The sequence below is a fragment of the Sulfitobacter sp. genome, from assembly GCF_036960155.1.
GTDB lineage: Bacteria > Pseudomonadota > Alphaproteobacteria > Rhodobacterales > Rhodobacteraceae > Sulfitobacter.
This window is the reverse complement of sequence record NZ_JBALWB010000010.1, coordinates 60,244-83,161: the sequence shown is the minus strand read 5'-3', so window position 1 is coordinate 83,161 and position 22,918 is coordinate 60,244. Positions and strand designations below refer to the sequence as shown.

The following is a 22,918-nucleotide window of genomic DNA, read 5'->3' as shown; positions in this document are numbered from 1 at the left end:
TCAGAAAACCGTCCTTCAAAGACGCACCCGAATTACCTTCCCGGTCTGAAAACCGGACCGGGTAATTCGCTTTTGAACGTCAACTGCGCGCAACGCGCCCAAAAGGTTATTCTAATGTCCCCTACCCTCCCAACCCTGCATTTGGTTTGCGGGAAAATTGCGTCTGGAAAATCAACGCTGACTGCTCAACTCGGCAGCGTAAATGGAACTGTTGTCATTGCCGAAGACGATTGGCTGAACGTTCTGTATTCTGGTGAGATGTCTTCGATCTCAGACTACGGGCGTTGCATGTCGAAGTTACGCGAGATCATAGGGCCGCACGTGGCATCTTTGTTGAACGCGGACGTTTCGGTCGTTTTGGACTTTCAAGCAAATACGCTTGAATCCCGCAACTGGATGCGACGCATTTTAGAGCAGACAAACGCGGCGCACGAACTTCATGTATTGGACGTGCCTGATGAGGTTTGCATCGCACGCCTACATGCACGTAACGCGCAGGGGGATCATCCATTTGCCGTATCCGAGGAACAGTTCAGGCAGTTTTCCAACTACTTCGTTGCACCGTCTACAGAAGAGGGTTTCAATATCGTTTTACATCAAGCTGATCCGCATCCCTAACGAATGTCGGGGCCACGCGAATACCCAAACACTATGCCAACAGAGGTTCCTAACGCAGGATCAGAGAACACTATTGCCCTGCCAAAATCCAACCCGCAGCTTTTTCTGCAATCATCAATGTCGGTGAATTTGTATTGCCACTGGTGATCTGCGGCATGACACTCGCATCAACTACGCGCAGGCCTCGTACCCCTTTCACGCGCATATGCGGATCAAGAACCGCATCGGCATCATCCTCACGCCCCATTTTTACTGTGCCAACGGGGTGAAATATTGTGTTGGCTATGTCGCCGGCCAGCTTGGCCAAATCCGCGTCGCTTTGATATTGAACACCGGGTTTGAATTCTTCAGGTTCAAACTCCGCCATTGCAGTTTGACCCATGATTTCACGCACTTGTCGCAGGCTATCGGCGGCGACCTTGCGGTCGTCTTTGGTGGTCAGATAATTAGGCGAAATTTTTGGTGCATCACGGAAATCACCTGACCCGATGCGCACATGCCCCCGGCTTGTTGGGTTCAGGTTGCAAACGCTGACAGTTACGGCAGGAAAATCATGTAGATCCTCACCAAAGGCTTCGAGGCTCAGCGGTTGCACATGGTATTCAAGGTTAGCATGGATTCGGTTTTTGTCCGACCGCGTAAACGCGCCTAATTGGCTTGGCGACATGCTCATTGGGCCGGAGCGTTTGAACATATACTCCAAACCGATTTTGGCCTTACCGACCATCGAGTTTGCCAATGTGTTGAGTGTTTTGGTCCCATTCACCTTAAACACCGCACGAATTTGCAAATGGTCTTGAAGGTTCTCACCAACCGCCGGCGCATCCAGCACAACCTCAATACCATGAGATTTCAACAGTTCCGCTGACCCAATGCCTGACAATTGCAGAATTTGCGGCGAATTTATTGCGCCAGCTGACAGGATAACTTCACCATGCGCGGCGACGGAAACACTTTTGCCCTTATGATCAACAATGGCGCCGCTGCACACGGGCAATCCATCAGCTCCCTTTTCAAAGGTCAACTTTTCAACTTGTGCTTCGGTCCAAATGGTCAGGTTTGGGCGCCTCTTGGCAGGACGCAAAAATGCTTTTGACGTATTCCACCGCCATCCCGATCGTTGATTAACATCGAAATAACCAACGCCAGCATTATCACCGCTATTAAAGTCTTCCGTCCGGCGAACGCCCGACTGCACAGCCGCATCCGCGAAACCGTCCAAAACATCCCAACGAAGGCGCTGTTTTTCTACACGCCATTCGCCACCATTCCCGTGAGTATCCGCAAACCGCATGTTGTCGCCCACTTTTGGGTCGGCTCCGTCGTCCAGTTTGTAATGATCTTCATGCGCCATGAAATCCTTTAGGGAGTTTTCCCAACTCCATGCGCCGTCTCCCGTCAGATGGGCCCAATTGTCATAATCCCGCGCCTGACCGCGCATGTAGATCATTCCGTTGATAGATGAGCAGCCGCCCAAAGCCTTGCCACGAGGATACCGCAGGACGCGCCCGTTTAATCCTGCGTCAGGCTCGGTGTTATACATCCAATCCGTGCGCGGGTTGCCGATACAATACAGATAACCCACGGGAATATGAATCCAGTGATAGTTGTCAGGTCTGCCTGCTTCGACCAGAAGAACACGGTTTTTGGGATCAGCGCTCAATCGGTTCGCCACGAGGCATCCCGCCGTGCCGCCCCCCACAACGATATAATCAAATTGGTGAGCTGCGCTGATTTTCGTATTCACTTGATCCCTCACATTTTGGCTGGACGACATATGCGCAGAGTAGAAGCCATCGCGAGGCAGGTCGATAACGAACTGCTAAAACACGTCTCTATGAACGCAGTTGGCTGGAAAGGCGCGGCGTGATGAACCCCGCGCCAGACGTTAGATCAGTATAGCTTTTTCAACATGTCTTTTTCATAGGCTGTAATGTTGGAAAGATTTCCTGCCTCTACTTGGTTTGCCCAATCAGGATTGGCAATCAGCGCACGGCCAACAGCCACAAGATCAAATTCATCCCGCTCAAAACGCTCTAGCAGGTTGTCGATGCTGGCGGGTTCCGCTTCTTTAAAATTGGCCGTGCCATCCTCAGGCAAGAAGTCGGCATTCAACCCAACGCTGCCAACCGTGATGGCTGGTTTACCAGTAAGCTTACGTGTCCAACCCGCGAGATTCAGATCGCTGCCTTCAAACTCTGGCTCCCAAAAGCGACGTGTCGAACAGTGGAATATATCCACACCAGCATCTGAAAGCCGCGCAAGGAATTCGCCCAGCGCTTCGGGTGTCTCACAAAGGCGCGCGCAGTAATCTTGCTGTTTCCACTGTGAATAACGGAAGATGATTGGGAAATCATCGCCTACAGCAGCGCGCACTGCACGGATAATCTCCAACGCAAATTTTGAGCGGGCTTCAAGGTCGCCGCCATATTCGTCATCCCGATGATTGGTTCCATCCCAAAAGAACTGGTCAATCAGATAACCATGCGCGCCGTGCAATTCTATTGCGTCAAAACCAACAACCTTGGCATCCGATGCGGCCTTGGCAAACGCCGCAACAACATCATCGATATCCTGCTGGGTCATGGCATGGCCCGTCACCTTGCCCGGGAATGCCATACCGCTGGGGCTGTGGCCGGGTGTGTCACCACCAGGGTTCACGCCTGGGCGTCGGATTGCGCCCACATGCCAAAGCTGTGGCGCTATTTTGCCGCCAGCAGCGTGCACCGCGTCCACAACATTTTTCCATCCCGCCAGCGCGTCTGCCCCGTAGAACGCAGGCACGTTTGGATAACCGCTGGCCGCGCTATGATCAACAAACGTACCTTCAGTGATGATTAGCCCTACGCCACCCTCTGCACGGCGACGGTAATAGGCTACTGACTGTTCGTTAGGGACATTCCCGGGTGACATGGTGCGGGTCATCGGGGCCATGACGATCCGATTTTTTAGGCTCAGATTGCTCATGGTCACGGGTTGAAACAGGGTATCAGCACGGCTCATCTAGTTTTCCTTCTTAGGATCTGGTTGCAACATTGCTATAAGCGATGTGCAGATTCAGGCTCAATTGATACAACCAACGCGTATCTGAACAACTGTTCCCTTAGGTAACAATCGGGCTACGCCTAACAACTTTTCTGTTTGCTATGGATCGGCGCCCGTTTGACCTGAAGTCATGAAAAGGCGCCACAAAAACAATCTACCGGAACTGCGACAAACCTCCATCACTTATATCTCTTGTGTAAGTGCCTGCAAAACGGCGCGGGCCCCATCTCCAATCGGGGTGGGCTTGCGAGATAGCCTATCCACATTCACATGCACAAAATGGCCCTCCGCGCGTGCGCTTTCCTCGTCGTTCCGAAACAAGCCGATTTCATACCGCACCGAAGACCCACCCAATGACGCAACCCTTAAGCCTGCTGTAATCACATCGGGAAAGGCCATCTCGCCAAAGTATCGACATCCTGTATCGACCACCAAAAAGACAGTTTCGCCTTCCTTGAAGTCCAACACACCTTGCGCAATTAGATGCCCGTTCACGGCTGTATCAAATAATTGATAATGCACCACGTTATTCATGTGTCCGTAGGCATCATTATCAAGCCAACGCGTGGTGATTTGTGTAAACGTATTATAGTCGGCACGTGTCCCTGCAACTGGGCGGTTCATAGTGCCGCTTCATAGATGGCAAGCGCGTCAGCATCTGTAACTTCGCGTGGATTATTGACCAACAGTCGCGTCTGATTCATCGCATCGCGCGCAAGTAGCGGCAGATCATCTTTGGTGATGCCAACACCGCGTAAATTTTCTGGCAAACCGCAACGCGCCGACAAAGCAGCAAGTTCATTCGCGAACCCAACAGCCGCCTCTTTTACGCCCAAACCCGCCAGTTCCGGAAATGCGATAGGTGCCAGATCGGCATAAGCGCCGGGCGCGGTTTGCGCATTGAATCGCAGCACATGAGGCAAGACCAGCGCATTGGACAGACCATGGGGTACTTTGAAATGCCCCCCAATTGGATATGCCAGCGCATGGACGGCCGCCACAGGCGAATTTGCAAACGCTTGTCCGGCCAACAATGACCCCAACAGCATATCTGCACGCGCCTCCATGTCATGGGGCGATGTAACAGCACGTTCCAAGGACGCGCCCATAAGGCGTAGCGCCTCGCACGCCAAAGCACGGCTCACTGGATTGTTGTTGGGACTCGCCGACGCATAGGCTTCGATGGCATGAACCATCGCATCAACACCTGTTGCTGCTGTGACATGTGCGGGCAAATCGCGGGTCAATTCAGGATCAAGCAAGGCAAGGTCAGGAATAATCACTGGGCTCACAACGCCCATTTTTTCACTAGCACCCGTTGTCACAATTGAGATCGGGGTTACTTCGCTGCCCGTGCCCGCAGTTGTTGGAACCGCGATCAATGGCAAGCGAGGACCTTTGGCCATGCCTACGCCGTACACATCTTTTAGCGTCTCATGGCCAGTCGCCAAAAGGGCGGCCAGTTTGGCCACATCAATCGACGATCCACCGCCCAACCCGATGATGCCTGTCACATCTTTTGCAGCCGCCGTTGCTGCCAGAATGACAGATTCAGGTGGATCGGCCTGCACGTCAGAAAAAACGTTAACGGCTACGCCTGCCCCCTTTAAGGCAGTCAACGCGCGATCAACAATCCCTGTGGCCATCATACCCGGATCAGTAACAAGCAGTACGCGTTCTCCGCAAATGGCCTTAGCGATACTCCCCAATTCATCTATCAGGCCAGCGCCCATCCGGATGCTTGGGGTTGTGTTAAATGTGAATGGTGCCATGGTTTTGCCCTTTCCGCGTGCGGTCATGTCTGATCGTTTTTCCCGCGCGGTTGCAGAAATCCTCCCAACAATCAGAAGCCCTTAGTGCAAAACTATGCCTTGATGGGTCGGGCACGTCAAACTGCGAAATCTAGTTCCGACATGTGAAACACTTTGAACGGTATCAGGGCCATCTTCCGCAATCCCATCTATCCCTATTGTTCGCGATCAACATGCTCCCTAAGGTCACCAAAATGAAAACGTTGCACATATTTTTGCTTTTGGTTGGTGTCGCTGCTCCCGCTGTTTCCCAGCATTTACCAGCTCCCGTAGACGACAACGATTATGCACCGGTTGATCTGCAAGAGGCAAAGCTGGGACAACTGTTGTTTTACGATCCCATCCTGTCTGGCAACCGCGAAACCGCCTGTGCAACCTGTCATCATCCTGCGTTGGGAACGTCGGACGGCGTTTCGCTATCCTTTGGCGATGGCGGGATTGGGATTGGGCAGAACCGCAAGGCCGATCCAAACAACCTCCCCGAAAAACGTATCCCCCGGAATTCGCCCGCGCTGTTCAACCTCGGCGTACATGAATTCACGGTTCTATTTCATGATGGTCGCCTAGAAGCTGATGCGTCTAGGCCCGGTGGCATCCGCACACCAATGGACGCAGACATGGTTGTCGGGTTCACATCGGTCTTATCTGCACAAACCATGTTCCCCGTGCTGAGCCGTGACGAAATGGCAGGATCATACAACGAAAACGAGATAGGCAAATTGGTCCGTCAGGGTCGGATCACCGGAAGTGGCGGCGCATGGGACGTACTGGCACGTCGTGTTGCGGACATTCCTGAATATGCCAGCGCATTCACCGCAACCTATTCGCATCTGGATACCCCTTCAGACATTGCGTTTACGGATATCTCCAACGCAATTGCGGCGTTTGTGTCCTACGAGTGGCGCTCAGATACCTCACGGTTTGATGCTGTCTTACGAGGAACCGAACAACTTAGCGGGTTAGAGCAAAAGGGGCTTGGGGTGTTTTACGCAGACCGTGGGTGCGCTGATTGCCACAGTGGATCATTCCAGACCGATCACAAATTCTACGTAATGGCTGCCCCCCAAATCGGTCCCGGCAAGGCGGCAACATTTGAAGACCACACCCGCGATGATGGTCGGTTCCGCGTCACGGGGCGCGATGCTGATCGCTTTGCGTTTCGAACACCTTCATTGCGAAACATTGCATCAACGGCTCCTTATGGCCACGCGGGCGCGCATGCCGACCTGTCTGCATTCATCAAAGCGCACGCCGATCCTGTTAGAGGTCTTAAGGATTATGATCGCTCACAGGTCATATTACCCGAATTTACGGGCAATGATTTCGCCCTTTTGGACGACCTAGCGCAGACAGATGCTATCACCAATGCAGTCAAAACCGCGCCCATTAATTTAAGCGATGGTGATATCACCGCAATCGTCGCGTTTCTTAACACTCTCACTGATCCAATCAGTAAAACAGGGCGTTTAGGCGTACCCGCATCCGTACCAAGCGGGTTACAGGTGCCAACAGTCGACTAGGGCTTCACAACCACAATACGCTGACTGGCAGCGGCTTGAACGGTAGTAGAAGTACCGTCAGGCCATTCAACAGTGACCTGTGCCTCCATCCCTTTGCCCAAACCAAAATGGCGCGGCAACAGTTGCCCCCCTGCATGCCCGCCCCCAATGACATGCTGAATGGTTTGGGAAATCTCCCCTGACCGAACAGTAATTACCGCTCCAATCGCATCGCGGTTCCCACCTGATTGCTGAACCGCAACGGTGATCCAATTGCCGCTGTCTGCGGTCACATTTCGGTACAGCTCAAGCGCGGCGCGACGGTTTGAAACAATTAGATCCAGCCGACCATCCAAATCAAAATCTGCAAAAGCAGCGCCGCGCGATCTATCTGTTGTGGCCACACCCGCAAGAACTGACATCTCGTTGAATGTACCATCCGTGGATTGCATCAGCAGATTGTTGGGATCTTGCATCGCCATACCGGGCATTTGATCCACATTACCTTTGGCAATGAACAGATCAGCACGGCCATCATTATCGACATCACCAAATTCCGCATGCCAGCCTGTCGAAGGACGGCCATCGTCGCCAATGTGGGGGCGTTGAGAATACGTACCGATGCCATAGTCCGCAGCTTGATAGCGACCATCCTGCGTTGCAATCTGCAACAGCTGATCCCCCATTGAGGTTAACATCACCTCATCCAGCCCGTCAGCGTTCAGATCGCGACTGGCGATGCCCATCCCCCACAATGCAACATTTGCCCAGCCATCCGCTTCGGTCAGAAAGCTGCGATCAGTAATGTCCCACATCTGTTCATAACCGCCTTTGACATAGTAGTGCCTGTCATTGGACAGCCTCAATGTCGGGCGGCCACGCGCGTCATTAGCCGCAAGGATAGACAATGGGCAAAAGCTGGGAGTGAGATCTGTTACGGAATATGCGATTTCGGCTTCTGACGCGGCACCGCTAAGAGTGGGTCGTAAAATTTGATTGTCATCACAGGCTTCAAACGGTCCGTCAGGATCAGTCCGATCAACGTAATTTCCTAACGCAAAAACAGGAAGCCCATCATCCTCCCACCAGGCGGTAAATCCGGTTGTCCACTCATCACCCAGCGGGATCTGCCATTCCTGTGAGGATTGAGAAAACTGGCAATCCCCCTCACCGCGCAGCACGATGTTTTCGCCTGCACGCATCACAAACAGATCAACATGCCCATCGGCATTAATGTCGATCGGGTAGGCCCCTGTCACACCCAACACATCAGGCATCGGGACCGTCGCAAAATTGAAATCGCCGCGATTGCGGATCAGGCTTGCCGGATTCTCACCACCTGCCGCAAAAATGTCTGGCAGGCCGTTTGAATCACAATCAAACACCGCAATCCCACCACCAACAAAGTGCTCCCAGCCGCCGTCATAAACATGCGCTGGTAAATTCGCTGACAGGTCTTGAAACTTTGGTTCGGCCAATGCGGGCTGGACTGCAAGGCCGCAAACCAATGCCATGCTCCCTGCCTTCATCACCGGCTCTGAGCCTCTTGGCCGCCGACCATCCTGTCCGTCATTGCCGACAACGCAGGTACAGTAGCCCCTCGCGCCCAATCCAGATCATCCCAAAAATGCACCTCCACTTCGCAAGGGGTACGCCCCTCTGACAGGGTGAGCTTTTGCATCTCTGACAACATTTCGTCCGCATAAAGGTAGTCGTATCGCGTTCTTTTTCCGGACAGAATAATCAGCGGTGGGTCAAACAATTGCACAACATTGGACAACCCCACCGCCAGATACCTTGCCGCGCGCTGAAAGATGACCTCTGCTGCGCCATGGCCGGCTTTAGCACTCTCGAACAACAGCTCTAGCAACGCATCCTGATCGTTGGGGCCGCTTCCATCTCGGTCCAGCGCTGTAGCTGCTTCGCGGCTAAGGGCATAATCACCAAGGTACGCCTCAAGACAACCACGTTGCCCGCAACGACACAGTGCGCCGTCCAACTGAACTTTAGTGTGCCCCAGTTCCAAACCCATTCCATGGGTTCCGCGATACAACCTGTTGTTCACAACCAGCCCCATGCCGACTCCATTTTCAATGGTGACGACGGCAAAGTCTTCCTTGCTGCGCCCAACACCGAACCACAACTCAGCTAAGGTGAGCATGTTCGTATCGTTATCCACAAATAGCGGTGCAGAAAACCGACCTGCAAAAGCCGCGACGAGGTCAACATTCACGTCCTTCAAAAGCGAACTCCAGCGCACCAACCCGCGTTCCTTGTCCACAATGCCCGGCAGGCCAATGCCGACAGCCCCAATACCATCAACTGAAACACCTGACTTTTCGATGACCCGCCCAACAAGCACAGTAATTTCATCCAAAAGATCAGCGGTACTGCGCCGTTTATCAGATGCGGATTTACTCGCCGTAGCAATGACGTTGCCCGCGAAATCACACAACACAGCCGAATGGCGTTTGAATGACAATTTGATCCCTATTGCGTGCGCTGCCCCGCCAACAACCTCAAGGGCAACTGGCGGGCGGCCACGCCCCAATTCACGTGTTTGTTCACCCGCAGGTGCTGAAACTTCGCGCAAGATTCCCGATGCGATCAGGTCTGCGGTGATGGTTGTGGCGCTGCCTGCACTGATCCCCAAGGCCCGTGTGATGTCTGACCGTGCTGCGCGCCCGCTTGATCTGACATGTTGAAAGACCTGCTGGCGTAACGGCAAAGGAAACGACTGTCCTCGGTCAATTAGGGGCCCACAACCTACTGGAATATCTATGTTCTTTATATTATTTAGCACCTAAATATATTCCCCTTAATAGCAGCAAATTTCCGTCCATTTCATCAAATATAGCCCACTTTTGGACACGGTTGGTAGATATTTTTGGCACTTTATGAATTTTTTATTTTGCAAACTAAAATTAATAATGCACATTAACCTCCGAGTCACTGGCTCCTCTCCGACTAGAATCGGGGAAACACCTTAGGGAGGATTAACATGAATAAGTATATCATTGCGGCGGCTGTTGCTGCGGCTGGTTTTGGCTCATCTGCATTTGCGGACGGCCATGGCATCACTGTTGGCGTAAGCTGGTCAAACTTTCAGGAAGAACGTTGGAAAACTGACGAGGCGGCCATTCGTTCTGCCCTAGAAGCTGCAGGTGCCACATATATTTCGGCTGATGCGCAGTCCTCTTCTGCCAAGCAGTTGTCTGATGTTGAAAGCCTGATCGCGCAGGGAGCAGACGCGCTGATCATTCTTGCACAAGACACCGCGGCCATTGGCCCAGCCGTAGACGCAGCCGACGCCGAAGGCATTCCGGTTGTCGCCTATGATCGCCTTATCGAAGACAGCCGCGCGTTCTATCTGACATTCGATAACGTCGAAGTTGGCCGCATGCAGGCCCGCGCCGTTTTCAACGTACAACCAACGGGCAACTACGTAATGATCAAAGGCTCTCCTACCGATCCCAACGCAGATTTCTTGCGCGGTGGTCAGCAGGAAGTACTGCAAGCGGCGATTGATTCAGGAGCGATCACAATCGTAGACGAAGCCTATACCGATGGCTGGTTGCCAGCCAATGCCCAGCGCAACATGGAACAGATCCTCACGGCGAACGACAACAAAGTCGACGCGGTTGTGGCATCCAACGATGGCACCGCTGGCGGTGTTGTCGCAGCACTGACCGCCCAAGGCATGGATGGTATCGCAGTATCCGGTCAAGACGGTGATCATGCCGCCTTGAACCGTGTCGCGCTAGGTACTCAGACTGTGTCTGTCTGGAAAGACGCACGCGAATTGGGTCGTTCAGCTGGTGAAATTGCGGTCGCTTTGGCTGGTGATGAGGCCGCAATGGTTGATGGTTCCGGAAAGTGGACATCTCCGGCGGGTACGGAAATGACATCCATGTTCCTCGCACCTGTACCAATCACGGCCGACAACATGAGCATCGTTACAGATGCGGGTTGGATTACTGTTGAGGCCTTGTGCCAAGGCGTAACCGACGGCAAAGCGCCTTGTAACTAAACAGCTTACCGGTCTTCCGGTCTGCTATGGGCCCTGTCATTTTGGCGGGGCCCTCTATCCCCCGAAATTTTCGCTTTCTTGACGCACGCCCACCAAATCAGTGGACGTGGTCACCCGAATTCCCAATGGAGACAGGCCATGTCTGATCACAGCACCACTGGTTCACCGCAAAAACGCACATTCCTGCAATCGCTTGAGGTTGATCTGCGCCTTTTAGGGATGGTCGGAGCGTTCTTTGGAATCTGCATTATCTTCAACATCTTGACGGATGGGCGGTTTTTGACACCGCGCAACATCTTTAACCTGACCATTCAGACGGTATCAGTTGCGATCATGGCGACGGGAATGGTGTTTGTGATTGTAACACGCCACATTGACCTGTCGGTTGGAGCCCTACTAGCGACCTGCACTGCGGTTATGGGTATGCTCCAAACGGCTTGGTTGCCCCAAGTCTTCGGGCTTGAGTTAGGTCACCCGCTTATCCCGTGGATTACAATTTTGGCTGGCTTGATCACTGGTGCGCTCATTGGTGCAGCGCAGGGTTGGTTGATCGGATATCAAGCGATCCCTGCGTTTATTGTGACCCTGGGTGGCTTGTTGATTTGGCGCAATGTCGGCTGGCACATGACAGACGGTGCAACAATCGGGCCGCTTGATAAGACATTTATCCTGTTCGGCGGGATCAACGGCACCCTTGGTGTTTTTTGGAGCTGGATCGTAGGCATCTCAGCCACAGGTGCCGCCCTACTGGCCATGTGGTCTGGTAGAAACGCCAAGGTCAAACACGGTTTTCCCGTAAAACCACTCTGGGCAGAAGCCACAATGATGGCCGTCATTTCTGTCATTATCCTAGGGTTTGTCGCAATTTTGAACGCCTACGCAGTGCCCGAACGCGTCATCGCACGTAACCCAGGCCTGTATGGTTGTGAAACCGCAGAAGGCTGCGTTGTTGCCTATGGTCTTCCGTATTCCGTTCTCGTCTTAATCGCCGTTGCCATTGTGATGACCGTCATCGCCCTACGCACACGACTAGGCAGATACATCTTTGCCACCGGCGGCAATCCAGACGCGGCAGAACTATCGGGCATTAACACCCGCCTGTTGACCGTCAAAATCTTTGCCATGGTTGGGGTGTTGTCGGCCCTTGCAGGTGTAGTGGCCTCAGCGCGGCTAGGGTATCACACAAATGACCTTGGCACGTTGGACGAATTACGTGTCATCGCGGCCGCGGTCATTGGCGGCACTGCCTTATCCGGTGGCATTGGCACAATCTACGGCGCAATCATCGGCGCGCTGATCATGCAGTCCCTTCAATCGGGAATGGCCATGGTCGGGGTCGACGCGCCGTACCAAAACATCGTCGTCGGCGCGGTCCTTGTGCTGGCCGTCTGGATCGACATTCAATACCGCAAGCGGGTGGGAGCAAAATCATGAACACTCCATTGGTTGAAATGAAGAACGTCTCGATTGCGTTTGGCGGCGTTCACGCTGTGGATGACGTCAGCATCGAGCTGCACGCAGGCGAGGTTGTTGGCCTGTTGGGTCACAACGGTGCGGGCAAATCTACGCTCATCAAGATGCTGTCAGGTGCCTATAAAATGGACAGTGGCGAGATATGGATTGAGGGCAACCGCGCCACAATCAACTCGCCGCGCGACAGCCGTTCCTATAAGATCGAAACGATCTATCAAACGCTCGCTTTGGCGGATAATCTGGACGCCGCATCAAACCTGTTTCTAGGCCGTGAGCTAACGACACCCTTCGGGTTCGTTGACGACAGCCGGATGGAGGCCGAGACGCGCAAAATCATGGCGCGCTTGAACCCTAATTTCAAAAAACTGAAAGAGCCTGTTGCGGCCTTGTCCGGTGGGCAACGTCAATCAGTTGCGATCGCACGCGCGGTGTATTTCAACGCAAAAATCCTGATCATGGATGAGCCCACAGCAGCACTAGGAGTTCATGAAACTGCGATGGTTGCAGAACTGATTGGCGAATTGAAAAAGCAGGGCCTTGGTATCTTTTTGATCAGCCATGACACCCGTGAGATGATGGATTTATGTGATCGCGTTTCAGTTATGAAAAACGGCAAGATGGTTGGAACAGAACGCGTTGAAGACGTAACAGAGGATGATATCCTGTCTATGATTATCCTAGGCAAAAATCCAAAGGCCCCCTCATGAGTTATATCGGCATTGACCTCGGAACATCCTCTTTGAAGGCGATACTGATCGATGACGATCAGATCGTTTTGGCAGAGCACAGCGTGGCACTAACTGTCTCGCGTCCCCATGACGGTTGGTCTGAACAAGACCCCCGCCAGTGGTCCGAGGCGATGCAGAAGGCGATTGGATCGCTTGCTGAGCAGGCCGATCTTTCGGCTGTGCGGGGTATCGGCCTTTCAGGACACATGCACGGTGCAACCTTGCTGGATGCGTCTGACACCGTCCTGCGTCCCTGCATTTTGTGGAACGATACGCGCTCGTCGCACGAGGCCTCCTTGATGGACGCCGACCCGCAATTTCGGAACATTTCAGGCAATATCGTATTTGCAGGTTTTACAGCTCCAAAAGTGGCATGGGTCAAAAATCATGAACCCGAAATCTTTGCCAAAATTGCAAAGGTATTGTTGCCCAAAGACTACCTGCGCCTTTTGCTCATTGGCGATCACGTCGCGGAGATGTCAGATGCTGCTGGCACTAGCTGGTTGGATGTTGCGCGTCGCGACTGGTCTGATGATCTGCTTGCCGCTACAAGCCTCGAGCGCAGCCAGATGCCGCGCCTTGTAGAAGGGTCTGAAACCTCTGGGATATTGCGCGATCAGCTTGCTCAGCAGTGGGGCCTGCCCAAAGGCGTTATCGTTGCTGGTGGTGCGGGCGATAATGCGGCCTCTGCCATTGGGGCAGGCGTTGTTGCAAAGGGCGACGCATTTGTATCTCTTGGAACTTCAGGCGTATTGTTTGCAGCCTCAGATGCGTATCAACCGGATGCAGCCAGTGCAGTGCATACATTTTGCCACGCATTACCAGATACATGGCACCAAATGGGTGTCATATTGGCGGCAACGGATGCGCTCCAATGGCTCTCGCGCCTCACTGGGCAACCAGCTAGCGAACTGACCCAAGACCTTGGCACGCTTCAGGCGCCTTCACGCACGTTGTTCCTGCCCTATCTAGGCGGGGAGCGCACTCCGCATAACGATACAAACATCCGCGGCCAGTTTTTGCACCTCGATCACAGCACCGACGCCAAACAAGCTACCCGTGCGGTACTGGAAGGTGTGGCATTTGCTTTTGCAGATTGCCATGCCGCGTTGAAATCTACAGGTACAACAATAGAGCGCGCTGTGGCTTTGGGCGGTGGCGCAAAATCGGAATATTGGCTAAACGTGATTGCAACAACATTGGATATCCCGTTGCTGGTGCCAAAAGCAGGCGATTTTGGCGCAGCTTTGGGCGCCGCACGCCTTACAATCATGGCTGTAAACAACGCTGGTATTGATGTGGCATCCCTTCCCCCAATCGCCAAAACCATACACCCTGACGCAGTTCTTCAGTCTGCTTTTGCACAAACACACGAACGCTATCGGACTGCTTATGACGTTCTAAAGAGCTTGTGACATGGTCGACTGTCTCCAAGGCAACCCCACAATCAATTGTGCAGGTCCGGATAGCGACTATGAATTAACCCACAACCTTTGTCCTCCTGATCTGATCATCAGGAGCGGCTGGGAAACATCGCAAACTGATACCTCCAAGAAACGACGGAAACATGCGATGCACAGTGCCACATTGAACTTAACGCGGTTGCGGACGTTTCCCCAACCTTGTTCCAGTAAGAATTCAGGATAACACCATGCGGTTGATTGCAGATGTCGGAGGAACAAATTCCCGCATGGCGCTGAGCCAGGCTGGACACATGTTACCTGAAACAGCCCGCAGCTATTCCAACGACAACTGGGACAATTTCTACGCGATCATGGCCGACTATCTTTCTAACAGCGACACTTCGACCATCGAGAAGGTTGTTCTGGCTGTCGCAGGGCCAGTCCGCGGAGACCGTGCGCATCTGACAAATCGCAAGTGGGTGTTTGAAGCTGATTTGCTTGCGCAGCAATGCGGCGTAAAAGATATCTATCTTTTCAATGACCTAACCGCATTGGGGTACGCCGTTCCAAAACTACGGCCAGATCAGCTTCGCGTTGTGGCATCGGGTGCACCCAAACAAGAGGCCACATCGAACTCATTGGTGGTTGGCATTGGCACCGGTTTCAACGTTAGCCCTGTCTGGGAAAACCGAGGAAGTGTTGTATGTCCACCTGTCGAAGCGGGCCATATCAGCATGCCCTTTAGCATCATCAAACAGCTGCAAAAACTGGGATTTGACCAAGAGCAATTTCAAACTATTGAAGCTTTATTTTCTGGTCGTGGGTTCGCCGTTTTTTGTCAAGATCTGACAGGAGATGCTGAACTGCGAGGTCCTGCGGCAATTGCCGCCTATCAAGCAGGCAAAAACCGTGAAGTCACAACCGCGATAGATCACTACTCAACGCTTTTGGGGCACCTTCTGCACGATCTTTCATTGGCGTATATGCCTTCATCGGGCATCTACCTAGCAGGAGGCGTCGCACGCTCGATCATCACTGTGTCACCTGCAGCATGCCTAGACGCTTACGACCAACCCGCCAGCATATTAGCAGAAAATACTGCCCCCCTTTGGATGATCTGTGACGACCTTGCGGCACTGACAGGTTGTGCGCAATTCACACCACCCAACTAGTCAATTAATTTGAGGTCCGGTCTGTAGCGACCATCAGTAACTCAACCCGTGCCTTAACCTCATGTGCTGCTTGGTCTTTGACTGGGCCATACCCCCTGATGTCCATCGGCGCCGCGAGAACCCCCTCAACTTGCGCTTCCGTAAGCTTCGAGAAGTTTGCTGCAACCTCTGCCATGGTATCGCGATACCAAACGATCAACTCCTGTTCGAGCATCCTATCAGACTGATATGAGAATGGATCATATTTTGACCCACGTAAGGCACTACCCAGCGACAGCCACTTGAACGCAACGCCCATCCACGCCCCGAATACCCGTTTATTTGGGCGTCCGCGTGCATCTTGACCAAGCGGCAGGATTGGCGGCGATAGATGGTAATTGACGGTATAGCCAGGCTCAAAATCGGATGCGATTTGATTTAGGAACGCAGGATCTCTGTGCAAACGTGCGACTTCATATTCGTCTTTATACGTCATAAGTTTGAACAATGACTTGGCTGCTATGCCCGTTAGTTTTTCACGCAACCGCTCAGGCATTTCAGCTGCAAACTCCGTCATTACGGTACGGTACTGCTCAGCATAGGCTGCATTCTGATACTCGGTTAGAAAGTTTGATCTGGCATCAATAAGTTGATCGACGGACTGCTCGCTTGCGACTGTAGATGGGTTTTGCAGCTCTGCAAGTAGCCCCCTGTCACCTGCACACAGACGTCCTACACTGAAGGCTGCAATGTTCTTATCAACAGCTGTCCCGTTTAGACGAATGGCAGCCATAATAGCATCTAAGCTGACAGGGATGCTTCCGCTTTGCCAACTAAAGCCAAGCAATATCATGTTACTAAACACTGGGTCACCTAACGTCTGTTCCGCCAAGCCCCCCGCATCAAAGGTATCCACATTCTGCTGTCCGACTGCACCTGAAATAGCACGCACCCTTTCTGATATCTTTAGATCGGCGTCACGGTTCAGCACCAGATCCCCGGTTGGCATTTCCGCTTCATTTAGGAAAACACGGGTACCCTTGCGGTAATGAACTGATGCCTTTGGCGAAGAGCAAACAACCGCATCACACCCGATCACTGCGTCCGCACCAGCGACGTCAATGCGAACTTGGTTCAACTGATCAGGCGCTGCGGCGATGCGCACATAGCTCAGCACAGTACCAAATTTCTGGGCAAACCCTGTGAAATCCAGAACCGAGGCACCCTTGCCATCCAGATGCGCCGCCATGGAGATCACGGCACTTATCGTGACAACGCCAGTACCGCCTACACCGCCAACCAACACGTCATGCGGAGTGGCCAGATTGGCGACATCGGGTAGCGGAAGATCAGCGCACATTCCAGCCCAGTCTTTGTCCATGCCGCGTTTCTTGCGCCGCACACCGCCCTCAATCGTCACAAAGCTGGGGCAAAATCCATTCACACAAGAGAAATCTTTGTTGCAACTAGATTGGTTGATCTTACGCTTGGTGCCAAATTCGGTCTTGAGGGGTTCGACGCTAAGGCAATTACTTTCCACCGAACAATCGCCGCAGCCCTCACAGACCAGCGGGTTGATCATCACAAATTTCTTTGGATCCTCCAACGTACCACGCTTGCGACGACGGCGTTTTTCAGTGGCGCAGGTTTGTTCAAATATCAACAGCGTAACGCCGGAAACCTCACGCAACTCTCGCTGAACTGGATCGAGGTCTTTCCGGTCATGAAAGCTGATGCCCGTTGGGAACTCGGATTTCTTGAACTTTCCGATGTTGTCTGACACCAACGCGATACGTTCGATCCCTTCTGCACGACTTGCATGAGCAATTGCTTGGACACTGATTGGCCCATCCACTGGTTGCCCACCCGTCATTGCAACAGCATCATTGAACAGCACCTTGAACGTGATGTTGGCCTTACCAGCGATCGCTTGACGAACCGCCAATGATCCCGAATGGTACCACGTTCCTTCGCCTATGTTCTGAAATTGGTGCTTTTTGCCATTAAAGAACGACGCCGCCACCCATGGCACCCCTTCGCCGCCCATCTGGGCAAACCCTACCGTGCTGCGGCCCATCCAGCTGGCCATCACGTGGCACCCGATGCCCGATGCTGCCGTGCTGCCTTCGGGAACTTTTGTTGAGGTGTTATGCGGGCACCCTGAACAGAAAAAGGGTGTTCTATTTGCGCCAGAGACCGAAAGAACGGGCGGCACAACCTGCAACATTTCTTCCGCACGTGCGCGTAATCCCAAATTGGGGAATACGTTATCCAATCGGGCGGCGATAATAGGAACCAATTGTTTTGGCGTTAGCTCTCCGATCCAAGGGATCAGCGGCTCAAGCGCTTCATCGTGTTTGCCGACCATCCGCTTTGGTTTGTGACCTGGCCAATCGTAGAAGTATTCCTTGAGCTGGCTTTCAATGATCCCCCGCTTTTCTTCGATCACAAGAATTTCGGTCTTTTCCTTGACGAATTCCAACGCACTGCGCCGCGCAAGTGGCCACACCATACCTACTTTGTAGACATCAATACCCAAGTTGCGGCAGGTCTCCTCATCTAAATCCAGCAGTCGCAGTGCTTCCAGCAGATCAAGATGCGCTTTGCCCGTGGTGACAAATCCGAACGATGCCTCTGGCAGATCATAGATCGCGCGATCAATGGGGTTGGCATCTACAAACGCCTCAACAGCCTCCAATTTGGCGGCTATCCGGTTTTCGATTTCCGCAGATGGCAGGTCCGTTGACCTGACATGTAGCCCCCCAAGCGGTGGCGTAAAATCAGGCGTAACAAATGTGCGGTCTGCTTTCAGATCGATTGACTGGCCAGATTCGACAGTCTCCGAAATGGCCTTGAACCCAACCCAAGCCCCCGAGAAACGAGACAGGGCAAATCCGTATTCCCCAAATTCCAAATACTCTGAAACCGATGCAGGATTCAGCGACGGCATGAACCACGCCATAAATGCAACGTCAGACTGATGCGGCATTGAGGAGGATACACACCCATGATCGTCACCTGCGACAACCAACACGCCGCCTTTTTCTGAGGAACCATATGCATTGCCGTGTTTCAACGCATCGCCTGAGCGATCCACACCCGGACCCTTGCCGTACCACATGGAGAAGACACCGCTGACCTCGGCATTTGGATCAAGGGCCACCTGCTGAGCGCCCAAAACTGCGGTTGCGCCCAAATCTTCGTTGATGGCAGGCATGAAAGTGATTTTGCTTGCATCCAGCCGCGATTGATTTCGCCACAGCTCGTTATCAAGCGCGCCAAGCGGGGAACCGCGATATCCAGACACAAAGCCTGCGGTGTTCAGGTGCTGGGCACAGTCGCGCGTTGCCTGATCCAGCATGATCCGAACCAGCGCCTGTGTGCCCGTTAAAAACACCCTCCCCGATTGATTATCGTATCGGTCATCGAGTGCATAAGAATGACGAATGGCGGCCAGTTTGTTCACGGCAAAATCCCTTAGATATCTTTCGTAAGGATAGTTCAGATGGTATGGATATTTCGGTCAATTTTCATTATCCATGTCAGTAATATTGAGAACATTACCCACAGATGTGAAAAAAATGACAAGAATACTCGACAAGGCCGATCGAAAGATTCTCAATCTTTTGCAAACCAACAGCCAGATGCCCAATGCGCAAATCGCTGAACAGGTTGGCCTGTCGGCTTCGTCCTGTTGGCGCAAAATCAATGCACTTGATGCATCAGGTATTATTGAAAACTATACAGTAACTCTGAATCCGCGTCGCGCTGGTTTGGATTTTGAAGCAATTGTGCATCTTCAGCTGGACCGACACGATTCTGATGGCGTCAGCGCCCTATCCGAATTGCTGGGCGCACGTCCTGAAGTTGTTGATTGCTTTGCAACAACTGGAACTGCGGACTACCAGATGCGCGTTCTGTGCAAAGATCTAGAGGCGTACAACATCTTCCTTGAGGAAGTTTTGTTTCGCAATTCGTCCGTGCGCAGCGCGCAAACAAATGTTGTTCTTAAGCGTATAAAAAGTAGCGGTAAAATCACTCTTTGATCGAGTGGCGGGTCGCACCTCAGGCTCACCGCATCTCCTGAGGTTGCTCAACAGGCCACCAAAATGCGGCCTGTTGAGGTGGTTTCAAAAGCACTATTGGCTTGACTTACAAGCCATGCCCATTTCCTTACGAGAAGAGAATGCCGCCGTTGATGTCGACGCAAGTGCCCGTCATGAAGGCCGCCTGATCAGAGGCAAGGAATGCCGTCAGGTTGGCAACATCCACGGACAAACCTTCGCGCTTGAGCGGTGTTGCATTTGCAACAAACTTGCGCACTTCGTCTTTGGTGAAGGTGTTGTGGAAATCCGTATCGATCATGCCGGGGCAGATTGCATTCACACGGATTTTTGGACCAAATTCTTTGGCCAAACCGCGTGTCATTGTCATGACTGCACCTTTAGATGCTGCATAGGCTACCGCGCCCGGTCCACCGCCATCACGACCCGCTTGGGACGCGAAGGAAACAATGCTGCTGCCTGCTGGCATGTGAGGCGCCGTTTCTTTGGTGATCAAGAAGAAGGACGTCACGTTCAGGTCCATCACAGCATTCCAGTGATCGATACCAGCCTCTGCGATTGTCTTGCGGGCAACCAAACCACCGGTCACGTGTACCAGCACATCAATGCTTGCACCGAACTGAGACTGAGTCTCGGACACCAAACGCGCGACGTCAGCCGCATTGGTCATGTCACCTTGCAATGCAAAGGCGTTACCGCCTGCTGCTTTGATTTCCGCTACGGCAGATTCAGCACCAGAGCTGCTTGAGTGATAGTTGATTGCGACATTCGCGCCGCCTTCGGCAAGACGAATAGCACATGCGCGACCGATGTCGCGACCGCCACCAGTCACAATTGCCGTTTTTCCAGTAAATTCCATTGAGAGCCCTCGAAATGCGTGTTCCTACGGGCTCCCGCTGAGCCCATTACAGCTTTTTCTGGTATGGTAGTATTCAAGTTTTGTCAATCTTGCGACTTACTGAACTTTAGTCTTCGAAGAACAGTGGATAGTTTTCGCAGGCGCTGGCCAACGTTGAATCAAGATGCCTAAGGTGAATGCGAGTCATTTCAACAGCTGTCTCTTCGTCTCCCTCACACACTGCGTTGAATATGTCGGTGTGACCTTCGAGGACTTCCAGTCTCCCCGCAGCGTCTGACAATTCGAGCATGCAAACACGATCAGTATGAGTTTTGATCTCAGCAATGGTTTTGAAAGCGAGCGAACAGTCTGCTGCAACACAGATCAGATTGTGAAATTGATAGTCAAGCGCGTGCAGCAAATCTGCATCCCCAGCTTCCACCGCAACCTGCTGTTGGTTCAGATTCCCTTGGATCAGGGCAAGGTTTTCTTGCGTAGCTACTTTGCAGGCAACCCGCACAACCTCAACTTCAACAGCCGCTCTGATAAACCGAGTATTGCGCAAATCTTGATGTGATATCTTGCGAACGCGAGTTGCCCTCTGCGGCCTAATCTCCAACAAATTCAGCTCACCCAACCGCATAAACGCTTCTCGAACAGGCTGTCGCGATACATTGAAGGCCTTAGAAACTTCGACCTCTGAAATTTTAGAACCAGGGGGAAGCTGCAAGGAGATGATGTCGGACTTCAGTTGACGGAAGACTTCTTCCGTCGTCGTAAGCCGTTTGACGTCCTCAAATGTTTCGTGAGCGATCATTATTATTCCGATACCTTTTCGATCCGCATTCAAGTGCTAAAGCGACATGTTTGAACCAACGTGTAAAAGGAAAGCCGACTTCCTTCAACAATTGCATCCCTAGCACAACATTCCTGAAAACGTCCGCTGTTTTCATATTGCCCAAAAATATGCCGCCTGCAGACGCCCACATGTCACCTTGTAGAAACCTGCTACCACAAAAGTACCATACTAGTCTGCATTTTTCTTGACGAACACGTCAGAGCAAGCTTATCTCACCCCAGATTTACAAAAATCTGGACGTTCTAACGGGTTTGTTGAACGTAAACATAGATTCTGGGAGGAACTACATGGCGTTTTTTAATGTTGCGACGAAAAAAGTTGTACACCTAACGATGAGCTTGGCGCTCGCGACTGTTCTGGGTGCAGCTTCTGTCACGACGGCTTCTGCCGATAGCGTGACGTTGCGCGGTGCCAGCATGTTTGATGACAACCATGCTTTCACAAAAACGATGGTCAAGTTTTCTGAACTTGTAGGCGAATACTATGACGGCGACGTAGAATTTGATCTGCGCCTTAACGGCGAGTTGGGTGTAGAAAAAGACTACGTCAACTTCTTGCAGCAAGGCGTTGCGATCGATTACACGATCATGGCCCCATCCAACATGGCCAAGTTTGCACCATCCATTCCCTTGATGGATATGCCCTTCTTGTTCCGTGATCTGGACCACTGGAACACCGTTCTTTCAAGCACAGCCTTTGGCCCGCTTGAGGCAGAACTGGAAAAGAACGCCGACATCATGATCATCGGTTATACTGGTGGCGGTGTGCGTAACTTGGTTTCCAGTGAGCCAATCGGCAATCTGGACGAGCTGGCAGGACACAAGATGCGCGTTATGGGCGCCCCAATTCAGGCGCAGATCTTTGCTGCTCTGACAGCTGCTCCTGCTGCAATTGCCTATAACGAAGTTTATAACGCAATCCAGTCTGGCGTAATTGCTGGTTTTGAGAACGAAGCAGCCAGCATTCAGAACCTCAAGTTCTACGAGGTTGCACCAAACGTTACGTTAACCAAGCACACAATCACTGTTCGTCCAATCGTGATGAGCGGCAAAACATTCCGCAAATTGCCAGCAGCCTTGCAGGCCGCGGTTATGAAAGCTGGTTCAGAAGCAGGCGCATTTGGTCGTGAGCTGGAATCACGCGAAGATGGCCTGAAGCTTCAGGAAATGGTTGATGCAGGCCAAGTTAAAGTTCAGGAATTTGAAGGCCGCGAAAAGCTGCTTGAGATGGTTATCCCTGTACAGGACGCATTTGCTGCAGAAATCGAAGCAACTGACCTGCTCAATGCAGTGCGCGGCATGTAAGCTGACGTAGGGCACCCCAAATCCGGGGTGCCCGTTACTTTTCAGGGGCCAATGCTCCGCATCCGTAAGGCAATACCGATATGATTGGGCGTTCT

At 52.5% G+C, this 22,918-nt stretch carries 18 protein-coding genes; 9 read left to right on the top strand and 9 right to left on the bottom strand.

Annotated elements, in window-relative coordinates:
* Positions 1–114 precede the first annotated feature (114 nt).
* Positions 115–618 (top strand): AAA family ATPase, encoded by a 504-nt coding sequence (locus V7775_RS18645; protein ID WP_335753434.1) that lies wholly within the window; start codon positions 115–117, stop codon positions 616–618.
* Between the two features lie 70 nt (positions 619–688).
* Here the strand turns inward: V7775_RS18645 and V7775_RS18640 are convergent, their stop codons facing one another.
* The 4 genes from V7775_RS18640 to V7775_RS18625 all read right to left on the bottom strand — a co-directional run bounded on the left by V7775_RS18640 (position 689) and on the right by V7775_RS18625 (position 5,435).
* Positions 689–2,353: a GMC family oxidoreductase gene (locus tag V7775_RS18640; protein ID WP_443070144.1), complete on the bottom strand. Its 1,665-nt coding sequence runs from the start codon at positions 2,351–2,353 to the stop codon at positions 689–691.
* 158 nt (positions 2,354–2,511) lie between these two features.
* Entirely contained in the window at positions 2,512–3,621 is a 1,110-nt protein-coding gene (locus V7775_RS18635; protein WP_335753432.1) for an NADH:flavin oxidoreductase, read from the bottom strand.
* Positions 3,622–3,846: 225 nt separating this feature from the next.
* Positions 3,847–4,287: an acyl-CoA thioesterase gene (locus V7775_RS18630; RefSeq protein ID WP_335753431.1), complete on the bottom strand. Its 441-nt coding sequence runs from the start codon at positions 4,285–4,287 to the stop codon at positions 3,847–3,849.
* Positions 4,284–5,435: an iron-containing alcohol dehydrogenase gene (locus V7775_RS18625; protein ID WP_335753430.1), complete on the bottom strand. Its 1,152-nt coding sequence runs from the start codon at positions 5,433–5,435 to the stop codon at positions 4,284–4,286. The genes V7775_RS18630 and V7775_RS18625 overlap by 4 nt, the downstream gene beginning before the upstream one ends.
* Positions 5,436–5,668: 233 nt before the next feature.
* Here V7775_RS18625 and V7775_RS18620 point away from each other — a divergent pair, with 233 nt between their 5' ends.
* The gene (locus V7775_RS18620; RefSeq protein WP_335753429.1) at positions 5,669–6,994 is read left to right on the top strand and encodes a cytochrome-c peroxidase; all 1,326 of its coding nucleotides are present in this window, start codon (positions 5,669–5,671) and stop codon (positions 6,992–6,994) included.
* On the opposite strand, the gene V7775_RS18615 is transcribed toward V7775_RS18620, so the two are convergent.
* Positions 6,991–8,487, bottom strand: a complete 1,497-nt coding sequence (locus V7775_RS18615) for a CRTAC1 family protein (RefSeq protein WP_335753428.1) — start codon at positions 8,485–8,487, stop codon at positions 6,991–6,993. The two genes, V7775_RS18620 and V7775_RS18615, sit on opposite strands and share 4 nt — an antisense overlap.
* 14 nt (positions 8,488–8,501) lie before the next feature.
* A complete protein-coding gene (locus V7775_RS18610) occupies positions 8,502–9,701 on the bottom strand; it encodes an ROK family protein (protein ID WP_335753427.1) in 1,200 nt (399 codons plus the stop codon).
* Positions 9,702–9,974: 273 nt separating this feature from the next.
* On the opposite strand from V7775_RS18610, the gene xylF reads away from it, so the two are divergent.
* The 5 genes from xylF to V7775_RS18585 all read left to right on the top strand — a co-directional run bounded on the left by xylF (position 9,975) and on the right by V7775_RS18585 (position 15,779).
* Positions 9,975–11,003 carry a D-xylose ABC transporter substrate-binding protein gene (gene xylF, locus V7775_RS18605; protein WP_335753426.1) on the top strand — a complete coding sequence of 343 codons (1,029 nt, stop codon included), beginning with the start codon at positions 9,975–9,977 and terminating at the stop codon, positions 11,001–11,003.
* A 138-nt stretch (positions 11,004–11,141) separates the two neighbouring features.
* Complete coding sequence (locus V7775_RS18600) at positions 11,142–12,437, top strand: sugar ABC transporter permease (RefSeq protein ID WP_335753425.1); 1,296 nt, start codon at positions 11,142–11,144, stop codon at positions 12,435–12,437.
* Positions 12,434–13,183 (top strand): ATP-binding cassette domain-containing protein, encoded by a 750-nt coding sequence (locus V7775_RS18595; RefSeq protein WP_335753424.1) that lies wholly within the window; start codon positions 12,434–12,436, stop codon positions 13,181–13,183. The genes V7775_RS18600 and V7775_RS18595 overlap by 4 nt, the downstream gene beginning before the upstream one ends.
* Positions 13,180–14,619, top strand: a complete 1,440-nt coding sequence (gene xylB, locus V7775_RS18590) for a xylulokinase (RefSeq protein ID WP_335753423.1) — start codon at positions 13,180–13,182, stop codon at positions 14,617–14,619. Before V7775_RS18595 ends, xylB begins: the two co-directional genes overlap by 4 nt.
* Before the next feature lie 236 nt (positions 14,620–14,855).
* Positions 14,856–15,779, top strand: coding sequence for a glucokinase (locus V7775_RS18585; protein WP_335753422.1), 924 nt, complete (start codon positions 14,856–14,858; stop codon positions 15,777–15,779).
* A gap of 4 nt (positions 15,780–15,783) precedes the next feature.
* On the opposite strand, the gene V7775_RS18580 is transcribed toward V7775_RS18585, so the two are convergent.
* The gene (locus tag V7775_RS18580; RefSeq protein WP_335753421.1) at positions 15,784–19,224 is read right to left on the bottom strand and encodes an indolepyruvate ferredoxin oxidoreductase family protein; all 3,441 of its coding nucleotides are present in this window, start codon (positions 19,222–19,224) and stop codon (positions 15,784–15,786) included.
* Between the two features lie 115 nt (positions 19,225–19,339).
* On the opposite strand from V7775_RS18580, the gene V7775_RS18575 reads away from it, so the two are divergent.
* Positions 19,340–19,804, top strand: coding sequence for an Lrp/AsnC family transcriptional regulator (locus tag V7775_RS18575; protein WP_335753420.1), 465 nt, complete (start codon positions 19,340–19,342; stop codon positions 19,802–19,804).
* A 127-nt stretch (positions 19,805–19,931) separates the two neighbouring features.
* On the opposite strand, the gene V7775_RS18570 is transcribed toward V7775_RS18575, so the two are convergent.
* Together V7775_RS18570 and V7775_RS18565 are read right to left on the bottom strand one after the other, a co-directional pair.
* Positions 19,932–20,681: an SDR family NAD(P)-dependent oxidoreductase gene (locus V7775_RS18570; RefSeq protein WP_335753419.1), complete on the bottom strand. Its 750-nt coding sequence runs from the start codon at positions 20,679–20,681 to the stop codon at positions 19,932–19,934.
* 106 nt (positions 20,682–20,787) lie between these two features.
* Positions 20,788–21,477 carry a GntR family transcriptional regulator gene (locus tag V7775_RS18565; RefSeq protein ID WP_335753418.1) on the bottom strand — a complete coding sequence of 230 codons (690 nt, stop codon included), beginning with the start codon at positions 21,475–21,477 and terminating at the stop codon, positions 20,788–20,790.
* Positions 21,478–21,806: 329 nt separating this feature from the next.
* Here V7775_RS18565 and V7775_RS18560 point away from each other — a divergent pair, with 329 nt between their 5' ends.
* Positions 21,807–22,823: a TRAP transporter substrate-binding protein gene (locus V7775_RS18560; RefSeq protein ID WP_335753417.1), complete on the top strand. Its 1,017-nt coding sequence runs from the start codon at positions 21,807–21,809 to the stop codon at positions 22,821–22,823.
* The last annotated feature ends 95 nt before the right edge of the window (positions 22,824–22,918 follow it).

Coding starts and splice junctions, on each gene's coding strand:
- V7775_RS18645 (WP_335753434.1), top strand. CDS start 115: ATGTCCCCTACCCTCCCAACCCTGCATTTGGTTTGCGGGAAAATTGCG.
- V7775_RS18635 (WP_335753432.1), bottom strand. CDS start 3,621: ATGAGCCGTGCTGATACCCTGTTTCAACCCGTGACCATGAGCAATCTG.
- V7775_RS18630 (WP_335753431.1), bottom strand. CDS start 4,287: ATGAACCGCCCAGTTGCAGGGACACGTGCCGACTATAATACGTTTACA.
- V7775_RS18625 (WP_335753430.1), bottom strand. CDS start 5,435: ATGGCACCATTCACATTTAACACAACCCCAAGCATCCGGATGGGCGCT.
- V7775_RS18620 (WP_335753429.1), top strand. CDS start 5,669: ATGAAAACGTTGCACATATTTTTGCTTTTGGTTGGTGTCGCTGCTCCC.
- V7775_RS18615 (WP_335753428.1), bottom strand. CDS start 8,487: ATGGCATTGGTTTGCGGCCTTGCAGTCCAGCCCGCATTGGCCGAACCA.
- xylF (WP_335753426.1), top strand. CDS start 9,975: ATGAATAAGTATATCATTGCGGCGGCTGTTGCTGCGGCTGGTTTTGGC.
- V7775_RS18600 (WP_335753425.1), top strand. CDS start 11,142: ATGTCTGATCACAGCACCACTGGTTCACCGCAAAAACGCACATTCCTG.
- V7775_RS18595 (WP_335753424.1), top strand. CDS start 12,434: ATGAACACTCCATTGGTTGAAATGAAGAACGTCTCGATTGCGTTTGGC.
- xylB (WP_335753423.1), top strand. CDS start 13,180: ATGAGTTATATCGGCATTGACCTCGGAACATCCTCTTTGAAGGCGATA.
- V7775_RS18585 (WP_335753422.1), top strand. CDS start 14,856: ATGCGGTTGATTGCAGATGTCGGAGGAACAAATTCCCGCATGGCGCTG.
- V7775_RS18575 (WP_335753420.1), top strand. CDS start 19,340: ATGACAAGAATACTCGACAAGGCCGATCGAAAGATTCTCAATCTTTTG.
- V7775_RS18570 (WP_335753419.1), bottom strand. CDS start 20,681: ATGGAATTTACTGGAAAAACGGCAATTGTGACTGGTGGCGGTCGCGAC.
- V7775_RS18565 (WP_335753418.1), bottom strand. CDS start 21,477: ATGATCGCTCACGAAACATTTGAGGACGTCAAACGGCTTACGACGACG.
- V7775_RS18560 (WP_335753417.1), top strand. CDS start 21,807: ATGGCGTTTTTTAATGTTGCGACGAAAAAAGTTGTACACCTAACGATG.